The 12,236-nt window shown below is 63.5% G+C and carries 13 protein-coding genes; 1 reads left to right on the top strand and 12 read right to left on the bottom strand.

Going from position 1 to position 12,236, the window contains the following annotated elements; genetic code table 11:
- Positions 1–851: 851 nt before the first annotated feature.
- The 12 genes from ccmI to ACLH1I_RS04685 form a co-directional block, all read right to left on the bottom strand.
- Positions 852–1,694 carry a c-type cytochrome biogenesis protein CcmI gene (gene ccmI / locus ACLH1I_RS04740; protein WP_049115554.1) on the bottom strand — a complete coding sequence of 281 codons (843 nt, stop codon included), beginning with the start codon at positions 1,692–1,694 and terminating at the stop codon, positions 852–854.
- A complete protein-coding gene (locus tag ACLH1I_RS04735; RefSeq protein ID WP_074447397.1) occupies positions 1,691–2,137 on the bottom strand; it encodes a cytochrome c-type biogenesis protein in 447 nt (148 codons plus the stop codon). Before ACLH1I_RS04735 ends, ccmI begins: the two co-directional genes overlap by 4 nt.
- 11 nt (positions 2,138–2,148) lie before the next feature.
- On the bottom strand, positions 2,149–2,703 hold the full coding sequence (locus ACLH1I_RS04730) for a DsbE family thiol:disulfide interchange protein (RefSeq protein ID WP_004202997.1): 555 nt from the start codon (positions 2,701–2,703) through the stop codon (positions 2,149–2,151).
- Complete coding sequence (locus ACLH1I_RS04725; RefSeq protein ID WP_017899582.1) at positions 2,700–4,652, bottom strand: heme lyase CcmF/NrfE family subunit; 1,953 nt, start codon at positions 4,650–4,652, stop codon at positions 2,700–2,702. The genes ACLH1I_RS04730 and ACLH1I_RS04725 overlap by 4 nt, the downstream gene beginning before the upstream one ends.
- Positions 4,649–5,107 carry a cytochrome c maturation protein CcmE gene (gene ccmE / locus ACLH1I_RS04720; protein WP_198079705.1) on the bottom strand — a complete coding sequence of 153 codons (459 nt, stop codon included), beginning with the start codon at positions 5,105–5,107 and terminating at the stop codon, positions 4,649–4,651. Before ccmE ends, ACLH1I_RS04725 begins: the two co-directional genes overlap by 4 nt.
- Entirely contained in the window at positions 5,091–5,321 is a 231-nt protein-coding gene (gene ccmD / locus ACLH1I_RS04715) for a heme exporter protein CcmD (RefSeq protein WP_004203001.1), read from the bottom strand. Before ccmD ends, ccmE begins: the two co-directional genes overlap by 17 nt.
- A complete protein-coding gene (locus tag ACLH1I_RS04710) occupies positions 5,318–6,055 on the bottom strand; it encodes a heme ABC transporter permease (RefSeq protein WP_017899584.1) in 738 nt (245 codons plus the stop codon). Before ACLH1I_RS04710 ends, ccmD begins: the two co-directional genes overlap by 4 nt.
- A 49-nt stretch (positions 6,056–6,104) precedes the next feature.
- Complete coding sequence (gene ccmB / locus ACLH1I_RS04705; protein ID WP_017899585.1) at positions 6,105–6,764, bottom strand: heme exporter protein CcmB; 660 nt, start codon at positions 6,762–6,764, stop codon at positions 6,105–6,107.
- Positions 6,761–7,381: a cytochrome c biogenesis heme-transporting ATPase CcmA gene (gene ccmA, locus ACLH1I_RS04700; RefSeq protein ID WP_151385370.1), complete on the bottom strand. Its 621-nt coding sequence runs from the start codon at positions 7,379–7,381 to the stop codon at positions 6,761–6,763. Before ccmA ends, ccmB begins: the two co-directional genes overlap by 4 nt.
- Positions 7,382–7,464: 83 nt before the next feature.
- Positions 7,465–8,805, bottom strand: coding sequence for a c-type cytochrome (locus tag ACLH1I_RS04695; protein WP_192796511.1), 1,341 nt, complete (start codon positions 8,803–8,805; stop codon positions 7,465–7,467).
- Positions 8,806–8,815: 10 nt separating this feature from the next.
- Positions 8,816–10,600, bottom strand: coding sequence for a GMC family oxidoreductase (locus ACLH1I_RS04690; RefSeq protein WP_151385371.1), 1,785 nt, complete (start codon positions 10,598–10,600; stop codon positions 8,816–8,818).
- 2 nt (positions 10,601–10,602) lie between these two features.
- Positions 10,603–11,358, bottom strand: coding sequence for a gluconate 2-dehydrogenase subunit 3 family protein (locus ACLH1I_RS04685; protein WP_164877815.1), 756 nt, complete (start codon positions 11,356–11,358; stop codon positions 10,603–10,605).
- A gap of 501 nt (positions 11,359–11,859) precedes the next feature.
- Here ACLH1I_RS04685 and ACLH1I_RS04680 point away from each other — a divergent pair.
- The gene (locus ACLH1I_RS04680; protein WP_198079698.1) at positions 11,860–12,231 is read left to right on the top strand and encodes a VOC family protein; all 372 of its coding nucleotides are present in this window, start codon (positions 11,860–11,862) and stop codon (positions 12,229–12,231) included.
- Positions 12,232–12,236 lie beyond the last annotated feature (5 nt).

Below are 12,236 nucleotides of genomic sequence, written 5' to 3'. Positions count from 1 at the left end.
CCTTCGTAGGCCCGCGCAAGCGTAGCGCCGCCGGACAAGGACAGCGGGCACGGAGCCGATTTTGTGCCGGGTGGCGGCTACGCCTTACCCGGCCTACAGTTCGTGCGACCTGTCGTTAATTTATTCACCAGCCTTGCTGAAACTGCCGGTGCTGGCGGCCTCAAAATCGCTGAGACGTTCCCGGAAGGCCGGGGCAGCCCGCATGGATGCGGGCTGAGGGCCGTGTTTTGCACGGACGCTGCCTCGGCCCGACCCGAAGCCTGCAGGGATAAGTCGAAGGCACCACGCAGTGGCGATTTTGCTGGCCGGAGCCCGGGGGTACAGGGAGCGGCGGCGACTGGCCGCCCCCTGTGCGCTCCCTGCGCCATGCCAGGCATAACGCAGACGATTAACCTGGAGCGCAAACTACGCTGAAGTCACGCGTGATAAACGCTTTGCCCGGGCTGAGAACCTGTAAAACCGATAACAGTCTCCCCCGCCGCCGGGCAAGATATCGCACCGTGGCCGCCATGTTGCCGGGTGGCGGCTGCGCCTTACCCGGCCTACAAAGACCTCCCGTCAGCTCATATCCCCGGGCCCACGCTAACGCAGCGCCGCCGGGAAGATATCAGGCTCCGAGCTCAACATGTTGCCGGGTGGCGCTTCGCTTACCCGGCCTACAAAGGCTGCCCGCGATTTGGCGCTCTATTCGCGCCCTTCGTAGGCCCGCGCAAGCGTAGCGCCGCCGGGCAAGGACAGCGGGCACGGAGCCGATTTTGTGCCGGGGGGCGGCTGCGCCTGACCCGGCCTACAAAACCAGGGCTGTCCGTACCGCCCTCGCGGCAGACCCCACGTTCAGCGCCGCCGGTCAGTTACTGCGCCTGCTGCTGCGCCTGCGCCAGCTGGCGGACGATCGCCTCGCGCCGCGCATCCCCTTCCGGCAGCCGGGCCAGCAGCGCCTGCAGGGCTGCCACGGCCTCGGGGTAATCTTCATTGCGCACCGCGCTCAGGGCCAGCATCTCCAGCACCGGCAGGCTGTTCGGCTGCCGCTGATGCAGGTCACGCAGCAGCAGCTCGCCCATCCGAACCTGACCGCTATCTCCCGCCCGCACCAGCGCGCTGGCGTAATCGAAAGCCGCCGCCGGGTCATCCGCCGCCAGCGCATGCGCCCGGCCAAAGGCGCCGATCGCCGTCTCGCCATCGTTTAACAACAGGCCCAGCCGTCCAAGCAGCTGCCAGCCGGGGAGGTCATTCGGGGTATCCTGCAGGTGGCTGCGCAGGCCAAGCCGCAGCTCCGCCAGCTCATCCATTCGCAGCGGCGCCGCCGTCGGGTCCTTAACCTGCTGCAACAGCGCAGGATAATGCCGTTCAGCCTGCTGCCAGAGCAGCACCTGGCCGATATCGCTGGTTTTCAGATACAGGCCCAGACTCAGGACTACCAGCAGCAGCGCCCCCGGAAGCAGCGCCCAGCGGCTTAGCGGCCGTTCGCCAGGCTGTGCCTGGGGCGGGATATCGGTCAGCAGCGTGCGCTGCAGCTCGACGACCAGCGCCGGGTTGTCCTCGCCGCGCTCCTGCGTCAGCTCCTGCAGGCGCGACTGATACAGGGCGCGGTGGAGGGTATCGCGGTCCACCGCCCCGTTGCCCGTCCATGGGTAATAAAGCAGTCCCAGCGCGCCAGCCAGCAACAGCCCGGCGATAACCACCAACAGGCTCATCGTTCTTTTCCTTCTTTTAATAATTCCGCCAGCCGCTGGCGCTCTTCAGCGCTGAGCGCCGCGTCAGGGATGTCGCGACGACGCGCGCGGGCGACAATCATCCCGGCGCCCGCCAGCACGAACAGCCCCGGCCCCAGCCACAGCAGCACCGTGCCCGCGGTCAGCGGCGGCTCGTAGCTGACAAAATTGCCGTAGCGGGCCACCATATAGTTAACGATCTGCCCTTTCGTTTTCCCCTGCTGCATCAGCTCGTACACCTTCTGCCGCATATCGGCGGCAATCATCGCGTTCGAGTCAGCGATGCTGTTGTTCTGGCATTTCGGGCAGCGCAGCTGGGAGGTGATCTCGCGAAAGGCCTGCTCCTGGGCCTCATCCTTAAACTGCCAGGTATCGATGGCGGCCCACGCCTGGCCGGTCAGCATCAGCGCCAGCAGGATGCCCATTACCCCTCTCATCAGCCCGCCCCCCGGTTGTATTGATTCCACAGCGGCTGGAGCTCCTCGCGCCACACCCGTTCGTTCAGGTCGCCGGCGTGCCGCCAGCGGATGATGCCCTGACCGTCGATGAGAAACGTCTCCGGCGCGCCATAAACCCCCAGATCCAGGCCGAGCATGCCGTTGCCGTCGTACAGGCTCAGCCTGTACGGATTACCCAGGCGCTGCAGCCAGCTCATCGCCTTCTGGCGATCGTCTTTGTAGTTCATCCCCACCACCCGCACGCCCTGCTGCGCCAGGCCGTTGAGAAACTGATGCTCGGCGCGACAGGTTGGGCACCAGGTGGCCCAGACGTTGAGCAGCAGTGGCTTGCCGTCAATCAGCGTCCGCCGGTCCAGAGTCTGACCGGGGGTATTCAGCGCTTCAAGGCGAAACTCCGGCAGCGGTTTGCCAATCAGCGCCGACTCAAGGGTCGTCGGGTCGTCGCCATCGGCGTTGCGCATCAGCTGCCAGAACAGCGCGGCGGCCAGCGCCAGAAACAGCGCCAGCGGGATAAACAGCAGCTTCCGGTTCATGAGGCCTCCTGCAGTTTCTTACGCATCCGATAGCGTGGGTCGAGCATGCAGCACAGACCGCCGAGGGCCATCAGCACCCCGCCGTACCAGATCCAGCGAACGAACGGTTTGTAGTACAGACGCACCGCCCAGCTGCCGTCGCTCAGCTCTTCCCCCAGCGCGGCGTAAAGATCGCGGGTCAGCCCGCCGCTGATCGCCGCCTCGGTCATCATCATCCGGCTGGCGGTGTAAAAGCGCTTCTCAGCATACAGCGTCGCTTCCGGGCGTCCGCTGCGGGTCACGGTGATAATGCCTTCGCCACCGGTCCAGTTGGGGCCGACGATATTGCGCACGCCGTTAAACACAAAGTGATAGCGATGGATATCGATACTGTCGCCGGGGCGCATCCGTACATCGCGCTCCACGCTGTAGTTCTGGCTAAAAGTGATGCCGATAACGGTCACCGCCACGCCGACGTGACCGAGCACCATCCCCCACTGGCTGCGGGTCAGCGTCCGCAGGCCGCGCCAGAAGCCGTGGCGATGAGTGGCCCGTTCGTGAACCTCCAGCAGGGCGAAGATCAGCACCCACAGGGCCATCATCAGGCCAATGACCGCCATGGCGGTGATACGATCCTGCAGCAGCCACGGCAGCGCCAGAGAAAGTGACAACGTCACAACCAGGGCGATAATCAGGCGCTTAATCTGCCTGGCGATGTCATCGCGCCGCCAGCGGATCAGCGGCCCCAGCCCCAGCAGCAGCGCAAACGGCGCCATCAGGGCGGTGAACATGGTGTTAAAGAACGGCTCGCCGATGGAGATGCTGCCGAGGCCCAGCTCTTTATGCACTAGCGGCAGCAGCGTTCCGAGGAGCACCACCAGCATCGCGGCCATCAGCAAAATATTGTTGCCAAGCAGGAACGACTCGCGCGACCACAGGGTATGTTCCACCCGCGCCCGCACCCGGCCGCCCTTCAGGGCGTACAGCAGCAGCGACCCGCCGATGGCGACAATCAGCAGCGCCAGAATAAACAGCCCGCGCGACGGATCCGAGGCGAAGGCATGCACCGAGACCAGCACCCCGGAGCGCACCAGGAAGGTGCCCAGCAGGCACAGGGAGAAGGCGGCGATGGCCAGCAGCACCGTCCAGGCGCGGAAGCTGCCCCGCTTCTCGGTCACCGCCAGGGAGTGCAGCAGCGCGGTGCCCACCAGCCACGGCATAAACGAGGCGTTTTCCACCGGGTCCCAGAACCACCAGCCGCCCCAGCCCAGTTCGTAATAGGCCCACGCCGAGCCCAGCACGATGCCGAGGGTGAGGAACATCCATGCCGCCTGGGTCCAGGGACGCGACCAGCGCGCCCAGGCAGTATCCAGCCGGCCCGCCAGCAGCGAGGCGATGGCGAAGGCGAAAGCCACCGAGAAGCCGACGTACCCCATATAGAGGATCGGCGGATGGAAAATCATGCCGATATCCTGCAGCAGCGGATTAAGGTCGCGGCCATCAATGGGGTACTGCGGCAGGCCGCGGCTGAACGGGTTGGAGGTAAAGAGGATAAACAGCAGGAACCCCAAGGCGATCATCCCCATCACCGCCAGCACCCGGGCGACGGCGTCGAGCGGCATCCGGCGGCTGAAGAGGGCGACGGCGAAGGTCCAGACGCTGAGCAGCAGAACCCACAGCAGCAGCGAGCCCTCATGCGCCCCCCAGGTCGCCGCCACCCGATACCACACCGGCAGCGCGCTGTTGGAGTTTTCCGCCACGTAGCGGACGGTAAAGTCGTTGACCACGAAGGCGTGCACCAGCAGCAGGAAGGCGCCGCCGATACAGGCGAACAGCCCGCAGGCCAGCGGCCGGGCCAGGGCCATCAGCCGCCGGTCCTGCCGCGCCGCGCCCCACAAGGGATAGACGCTCAGGAGCAGCGCCAGCCCCGCCGCCAGACACAGTAAAAAGTTGCCCAGCTCCGGCATCATGGCTGCGCCCCCGTTTTCTCCGGCGTCATGGCGTTTTTCACCTCCGGCGGGGTGTAATTTTCATCATGTTTGGCCAGCACCTGCTGGGCGGTAATATGCCGCTCGCCGTCCAGCACGCCCTGGGCCACCACGCCCTGCGCCTCACGGAACAGGTCCGGCAGAATGCCCTTATAGCTAACGTCCACCACCCCGCGGGCGTCATACAGCTTAAAGCGCACGTCGAGAGTTTGCGGGTCGCGCTGCAGGGAGCCCGGCTGAACGTAGCCTCCTACCCGAAGGCGCTGCCCGGTATGGGGTAGCGCCCGGGTTTCCGTTTTGCCGTAGATAATTTCCCCCGGGGTGTAGAACAGATCGATATTGCTGCTCAGGGCGTACAGCGTCAGGCTGACGGTGAGCCCAAGTCCGGCGAGCACCGCCAGCACGATATACAGCCGGGTTTTACGACGCGCTTGCATCCGCGGCCTCCTTGTCATGTTCGCGGGCAGCCGCGATCCGCCGCTCGCGCGCCTGCTGGCGTCGCACTTCATGGAATAGCGCCCGCCGCGCCCACAGGGTGTGCACCGTCAGCAAGCCAAAGGCGGCGACGGCCACCGCCACCGCCAGCCAGACGTACAGGGCATAGCCGCCCATATTCAGGAAGGCGGCGAAAGACGAAAAGGCGGGACTCATCGGACGGCTCCTTTGTTAGCCAGCGCCACCACCCACGGTCGACGGCGCTCCAGCTGGAGTATCAGGTTACGCAGGCGCATCAGGGTCAGGGTGACCGACAGCGCGAGGAAAGCAAAGATACAGATCCGCAGCGGCAGACGCATGCTCGGGTCGATGGTTTGCTGCAGGTTGGTCGAACCCTGGTGCAGGGTATTCCACCAGTAGACCGAGTAATGAATGATGGGCAGATTGACCACCCCGACCAGCACGAGGATCCCCGCTGCGCGCCCGGCAAGCCGCCGGTCGTCAAAGGCGTGCCACAGGGCGATGACCCCGGCATACAGAAACAGCAGCACCAGCTCCGAGGTCAGGCGGGCGTCCCAGATCCACCAGGTTCCCCACATTGGCTTGCCCCACGCCGCGCCGCTGACCAGCGCCACCAGGGTGCAGACCGCCCCCACCGGTGCCAGGGCGGCAATCGCCAGATCGGCCATTTTGATCTGCCAGACCACCCCGATGAAGGCCGCGACGGCCATCGCCAGGTACAGCCCCATCGACCACATCGCCGCCGGGACGTGAAGATACATGATCCGGTAGCTCTCCCCCTGCTGATAGTCCGCCGGGGCGAAGCCAAAGCCCCATCCCAGGCCGATGACCAGCAACAGCGCGCTCAACGCCGCCAGCCAGGGGATCCAGCATCCGCACAGGCGGTACAGCCGCTCGGGGATCGCCAGTTGATGTAACGCTTTCCACATAGACGCTTACTCACACGGTTATGATGGCCGCGCCCGCAGGCGCAGCGAATTATTGCACGGTCAGCCGCAGCGCGGCGGCGGTGGCGAACGGACACAGGGTGGCGCTGGCGGTTAAGAACGCCGCCAGCATCGCCAGATAGCCGCCGACCGGGAGCCCGGCGGCGGCGGCCTGGCAGGCCGCGGTGGCGAAAATCAGCAGCGGCACCGCCAGCGGCAGCACCAGCAGGCTCAGCAGGACGCCGCCGCGCTTCAGGCCGACCGTCAGGCCAACCCCCACCGCGCCGAGAAAACTGAGCGTCGGGGTGCCGAGCAGCAAGGTCAGCGCCAGCACGCCGGCATCGTGCACGCTCATCCCCAGCAGCAGCGCCGCCAGCGGCGAGACGATCAGCAGCGGCAGGCCGCTCATCATCCAGTGGGCGACCACCTTCACCAGCACCACCGCCACCAGCGGCGTCGGCAGAAGCAACAGCTGCTCCAGGGAGCCGTCCTGCCAGTCGTCACGAAACAACCGATCCATCACCAGCAGCGCCGCCAGCAGCGCGGCGACCCACACCACGCCCGGCGCAATCTGCGCCAGCAGCTGCGGCGCGGCGCCGACGCCGAACGGAAACAGGGTGATGACGATCAGAAAGAACCAGAGCGGATTGAGGATCTCCGCCCCGCTGCGCCACGCCAGGCGCAGTTCCCGGGCCAACAGCGCCCGCATCATTGCCACCTCCCGTCGCCGCCGAGGCGCAGGGTTCGCAACGGGCAGCGCAGCGGCCGCAGCGGCTGGTGGGTAGTGAGGATCGCGCTTCCCCCCTGCCGGGCGTGCTGCTCCAGGCGTCGGGTCAGGGTTTCCATCGCTGTGGCGTCGAGGGCGGTGAACGGCTCATCGAGGATCCACAGCTGCGCGTCGGTTAACCACAGGCGGGTCAGCGCCACCCGGCGCTGCTGCCCGGCGGAGAGCTGGCTCAAGGGGAGATCTTCATAGCCCGCCAGGCCGACGGCGGCGAGGGCGCGTTCCCGCTGCTGAAGGCGGCTGGCCGGAAAGAAGAAACGCAGGTTTTCATCGGCGGTCAGCGCCGCGTTAACGCCGGGCTTATGGCCCAGCCACAGCAGCTGACGATGAAATGACTCCCGGACCTTCGCCAGCGGCTGGCCCTGCCAGCTCACCCCGCCGCTTTCCGGGCGCGCCAGGCCGCAGAGGATCCGCAGCAGCGAGGTTTTCCCCGCGCCGTTATCACCGGCGACCTGCAGCAGCTCACCGGCAGCAAGGGACAGCGTCAGCTCCGCAAACAGCGGTCGATCGTCAACGATGCAGGTCAGTCGCTCTGCATGCAGCATGAAGGCAAACTCCTTGATTCAGACAGTATTTTACGTCCTGGCTAAGTATGGGTTGCGCCGCGTGGGCGACGCAACCCTGACGGTTACTGTCCGGCCCCCGGCAGCTTCGAGATATCAGCGTTGCCTAACGCCTTCTCATCGTGCGCCGCGGTCTCCTTACGCACCTTCGCCACATCGCTGGCGCTGACCGCCGGCGCGTTGTTGCCCCAGCTGGTGCGGATGAAGTTGACCACATCCGCCACCTGCTGGTCGTCCAGACGCCAGCCGAACGATGGCATGGTCAGGTTGGAGACCGCGTCTTTCACCGCCGGCGTGGTGCTCCCGGTCAGAACGATATGGATAAGCGAAGTGGCATCTTCGGTCTGCACCACCGGATTGCCCTTCAGCGACGGGAAGGCGCGTTTATAGCCTACGCCGTCGGTGCGGTGACAGGCGGCGCAGTTATCGACGTACAGCGCGGCGCCGGTTTTGCTGTCGTTACCCTTCCACAGATCTTTCGCCACGCTGTCTTCCACCGGGGCTGGGGTCTGTGTGCCGCCGCGCGGCGGGAGCGACTTCAGATAGCGGGCGATGGCGGTGATGTCGTCATCAGAGAGATACTGCAGACTGTGCTCCACCACATCGCTCATGCCGCCGAAGACCACCGATTTATCGTTACGTCCGGTTTTCAGGAACTCGGCCAGCTCGGCTTCGCTCCAGGTCCCCAGACCGTCGCGGTTTTCGCCGCGCAGGCTGGAGGCAACCCAGCCGTCAATCGGCGCATTGCTGCCCGCCAGGTAATCATCGCCTTCGCTTTCGCTGAGCGCTTTTTCCTGCATCGTCAGGCTACGCGGGGTATGACAGGCGCCGCAGTGGCCCAGGCCTTCCACCAGATAGCGGCCGCGCTCCAGCACCGGGTCAACCTGCGGGTTGGCGACAAAGTCGCTCGGCGTCGGCGCGAAGATGCCGCGCCAGAACGCCAGCGGCCAGCGCATCGACAGCGGCCACGGGATGTCGGTGTCCTTGTTGGCGACATTCACCGGCTCCACGCCGTGCATAAAGTAGGCGTACATGGCGCGCATGTCCGCTTCGCTGATCCGTGCGAACGAGGGATACGGCATCGCCGGATAGAGTGTGGAACCATCTTTCCGCACGCCCTTGCGCACCGCGTCGTCGAACTCTTCGAAGGTGTACCCGCCAATGCCATGTTCTTTATCCGGCGTAATATTGGTGGAGTAGATGGTGCCGATCGGCGTCTCCATCGGCAGACCGCCGGCGAAAGGTTTGCCCGCTTTGCCGTTGGTGTGGCAGGCGACACAGTCCCCCGCCCGCGCCAGATACTCCCCTTGCTTAATCAGATTGCTGTCCACAGGCGCCTCTTCGGCGAAGGCCGCGCAGCTCAATGCCCCAAGCACCAGGGCCGATAACCATTGCATTTTCATCATCTGCCTTCCTTTATGCCTGCACCAGGGGACCCGGATTTTTCAGATACTGCTCGCGGATCGCCTTCGCTGACCAGTAGGCCAGCGCGGCCACCGTGCCGGTTGGGTTATAGCCCAGCCCCTGCGGGAAAGCGGAGGCGCCGATGACGAAGACGTTATGCACGTCCCAGCTTTGCAGATAACGGTTAACGGCGCTGGTTTTCGGATCCTCCCCCATCACCGCCCCGCCGTTCATATGGGTGGTCTGGTAGGTGGTGGTATCAAAGTGGCTGTTGGCGTTTTTCGGGCTGCCGAGGATATATTTCGGCTTCATCGCTTTGGCGATCGGCGCCATCTTATCGAACATAAACTGCGCCATCTTGATGTCGTTTTCCTGCCAGTCGAAGGTCATGCGCAGCAGCGGCTGGCCAAAGACGTTTTTGTAGTTCGGATCAAGATCGAGGTAGTTCTGCCGATAGGACTGGTGCGCGCCGTGGGCATCCATCGACAGGTGATGGGTGTAGGTATCGGCCACCGCCGCTTTCCACTTGCTGCCCCACGCCGGGGTGCCCGGCGGTACCGGGAAACCGGAGATGGGCTTGGTCCCGGCCTGGTTGACCCAGAACGGCGAACCGCCGACAAAGCCGGCCGCGCTGTGGTCGAAGTTGTCGGCGTTGAAGTCGTCGACGCCGACGCCGTTGCCGCCCGCGCCGATAAACGGGTTGGTATAGGTGTCTTTGTCGAAAATGGCCTTGATGGTGGTCATGTTCTGGTAGGCGAAGTTACGCCCCACCACCCCTTCGCCGGTCTCCGGATTGTACGGTTTACCGATCCCGGAGAGCAGCATCAGGTGCACGTTATGGAACTGGAAGGCGCCGATGATCACCAGGTCCGCCGGCTGCTCCATTTCGCGCCCCTGGCCGTCGACGTAGGTCACGCCGGTGGCGCGGGATTTGTCGTCGGTCAGGTTGACCTTCAGCACGTTGGCGTTGGTCCGCAGCTCAAAGCGTTTTTCCTGGCGCAGCGCCGGCAGGATGTTCACGTTCGGCGAGGCTTTAGAGTACATGTAGCAGGCGTAGCCGCTGCAGAAACCGCAGAAGTTGCACGGACCCATCTGCGCGCCATAGGGGTTGGTATAGGAGTCGGAGGTGTTGGCCGACGGCAGGTTGTAGGGATGGTAACCCACCTCGAGCGCCGCTTTTTCAAACAGCTGCGCTGACCAGGTGTTTTTCTGCGCCGGCAGCGGGAAGTCGTCTGAGCGGTCCGGGGCGAAAGCGTTGCCGCCGCGGCCTTTACCGACGACCTTGCCCTTGATCGACCAGGCGGTCCCGGAGGTGCCGAACACTTTCTCCGCTTTATCGAAGAACGGTTCCAGCTCGTCGTAGGTGACGCCGAAATCCTGGATGATCATATCCTGGGGAATGAAGTTTTTGCCGTAGCGCTCTTCATAGTGGCTGCGCATCCGCAGTTCGATGGGATCGACGCGGAAATGGACGCCGGACCAGTGCAGCCCGGCCCCACCCACGCCGGTACCCGGCAGGAAAGCCGCCAGCTGGCGATACGGCACCGCCTGCTGGCTGGTGTTATGGCGGATGGTGACGGTGCTTTTCGACAGATCCTGGAACAGCTTGCGGCGGATGTTGTAGGTCAGCTCATCAATCACCTGCGGATAGGCGCCGTCCGGCCAGGTGTCGCGCATCGGGCCACGCTCCAGCGCCACAACGTTGAGCCCGGCTTCGGTCAGCTCTTTGGCCATGATCGCCCCAACCCAGCCGAAGCCGACGATCGCGACATCGGTTTTTTTCAATACGGTGGCCATGATTACGCCCTCTCCCCATTAATTGATACCGGCGGGAAGGGGTAGCGTTCGCCCCGTTCAACCCAGTCCATAAAGTCGGCGCGCGCGCCGGGAAAATTAATCAGCGTCCAGCCGACCATGCCTTTATTACCGCCATGGATCGGGTCGCTGAAGAAGCCTTCTCGGGTGTTCTGCAGCAGATAGGTGAAGAACAGCGAGGCCGGAAGCTGTTTGAACTCGGCTTTGCCGGATTCCCACAGGCCAAGCGCCTCGTCCTGTTGCTCGTTGCTCAGTTCAGCGAAGGTCTTGTGATACTTGTCCTGACACCAGGCCTCGGCGTCGGCGATCCCGAGGTTATAGATCTGTTTGGGCACCAGCGGCAGCTGATAGCCCATCTCTTTCGGCACGTCGGGGTTGAAGGGCCCCTGCATATACCAGATGGAGCCGGTGGCGTAAGGGGTATTGAGCTGGCGGTCGATAAACTCCGGCACGCCGGCCTCTTTGGCGCCGGGGCCAAGTTCATCCGCTGGGATCAGGCGCGCGACGGCGGCGTTGATAAACGCCCACTCACGATCGTTGAAGAACTGCGGCTTCCAGTCGCTGACCGCCGCCGTGTTCCCGGAGGCTGGCTCTGAAGCGGGGGCTGCCTGCGCGGTCGCGCTGGTGGCCACGCCAATGGCCCCTGCTCCCGCGCCGCCGATCACCACCGTCGGGATCAGCGCCATCGACTTCACCAGGAAATCACGCCTGGAATTGTTAGTTTTCTCGCTCGACATCATCACATTCCTGTCATTGAAAATTACTGTTTTTGTCGCTGACAAAACCAGTGAATGTCGTGCTGGAACCGATACCATTGCGCTTTTAAACCGCTTAGCGTCTGGCCCGGCCCGGCAAGTCGGATAAAACGTCGCCAGAGGCGATATCATTTATAGGGTTATCGTTTGGATAGTAGACGATTCTCAACGAAACGCGGGAAATCGGAGAGAAATTCACCGGAATGTCATCGTGAGAAGGGTGCTGCCATAACCTTGAGGCGGTAAACCGGCGGCGTTCACACCGCGCTGAGCTTACCCATGCGCCAAAAAAGAGTGACTTGCATCACAAATGTTATTTTTTGTTTATGGTACATGGCAGATTAAACGTCTGTAAATACTCGTATTAGGAATAATTAAACATTTTGAGCTGTTAAAAAAGTTAATAACCGTTGTTAACTATTTTGCATCTATTTCCCGGCTAACGCGTTCGGCTGGCGATATCCCGTCCACAGGAGAAGAGAAGATATGTTCGGTCATGTGAAATTCGGCGTCAGTGATTATGCCGCGAGCAAAGCGTTCTTTTTACAAGCCCTTGCCCCGCTTGGCGTAACGCTTGTCGGCGAAGGCGAGCCGACCTACGGCGCAGAGCTGGCCGGCAGCGGCGATGTCTCTTTGTGTCTCTATCAAAGTACGGAGAAACCGGCGCCGCTGCACATTGCCTTTCGCGCCGACAGCCGCGAACAGGTCGACGCCTTCTGGCAGGCGGCGCTGGCCGCCGGAGGAAAGGACAACGGCGCGCCGGGGTTACGGCCAAACTACCACGCCAGTTACTACGCCGCCTTTGTGATTGCGCCAGACGGGCACAATATTGAAGCCGTGTGCCATCTGGCGTCTTAACCAGC

The sequence above is a fragment of the Klebsiella sp. 1SOBk10mer genome (genome assembly GCF_046602535.1).
GTDB lineage: Bacteria > Pseudomonadota > Gammaproteobacteria > Enterobacterales > Enterobacteriaceae > Klebsiella > Klebsiella quasipneumoniae.
The sequence above is the reverse complement of the archived record's forward strand: the minus strand, read 5'-3'. Positions and strand labels throughout refer to the sequence as shown.

Excerpts from the sequence above, each read along its gene's own strand:
- ccmI (WP_049115554.1), bottom strand. The coding sequence starts at position 1,694 with ATGAGCCTGTTGGTGGTTATCGCCGGGCTGTTGCTGGCTGGCGCGCTG.
- ACLH1I_RS04735 (WP_074447397.1), bottom strand. The coding sequence starts at position 2,137 with ATGGGCATCCTGCTGGCGCTGATGCTGACCGGCCAGGCGTGGGCCGCC.
- ACLH1I_RS04730 (WP_004202997.1), bottom strand. The coding sequence starts at position 2,703 with ATGAACCGGAAGCTGCTGTTTATCCCGCTGGCGCTGTTTCTGGCGCTG.
- ACLH1I_RS04725 (WP_017899582.1), bottom strand. The coding sequence starts at position 4,652 with ATGATGCCGGAGCTGGGCAACTTTTTACTGTGTCTGGCGGCGGGGCTG.
- ccmE (WP_198079705.1), bottom strand. The coding sequence starts at position 5,107 with ATGCAAGCGCGTCGTAAAACCCGGCTGTATATCGTGCTGGCGGTGCTC.
- ccmD (WP_004203001.1), bottom strand. The coding sequence starts at position 5,321 with ATGAGTCCCGCCTTTTCGTCTTTCGCCGCCTTCCTGAATATGGGCGGC.
- ACLH1I_RS04710 (WP_017899584.1), bottom strand. The coding sequence starts at position 6,055 with ATGTGGAAAGCGTTACATCAACTGGCGATCCCCGAGCGGCTGTACCGC.
- ccmB (WP_017899585.1), bottom strand. The coding sequence starts at position 6,764 with ATGATGCGGGCGCTGTTGGCCCGGGAACTGCGCCTGGCGTGGCGCAGC.
- ccmA (WP_151385370.1), bottom strand. The coding sequence starts at position 7,381 with ATGCTGCATGCAGAGCGACTGACCTGCATCGTTGACGATCGACCGCTG.
- ACLH1I_RS04695 (WP_192796511.1), bottom strand. The coding sequence starts at position 8,805 with ATGATGAAAATGCAATGGTTATCGGCCCTGGTGCTTGGGGCATTGAGC.
- ACLH1I_RS04690 (WP_151385371.1), bottom strand. The coding sequence starts at position 10,600 with ATGGCCACCGTATTGAAAAAAACCGATGTCGCGATCGTCGGCTTCGGC.
- ACLH1I_RS04685 (WP_164877815.1), bottom strand. The coding sequence starts at position 11,358 with ATGATGTCGAGCGAGAAAACTAACAATTCCAGGCGTGATTTCCTGGTG.
- ACLH1I_RS04680 (WP_198079698.1), top strand. The coding sequence starts at position 11,860 with ATGTTCGGTCATGTGAAATTCGGCGTCAGTGATTATGCCGCGAGCAAA.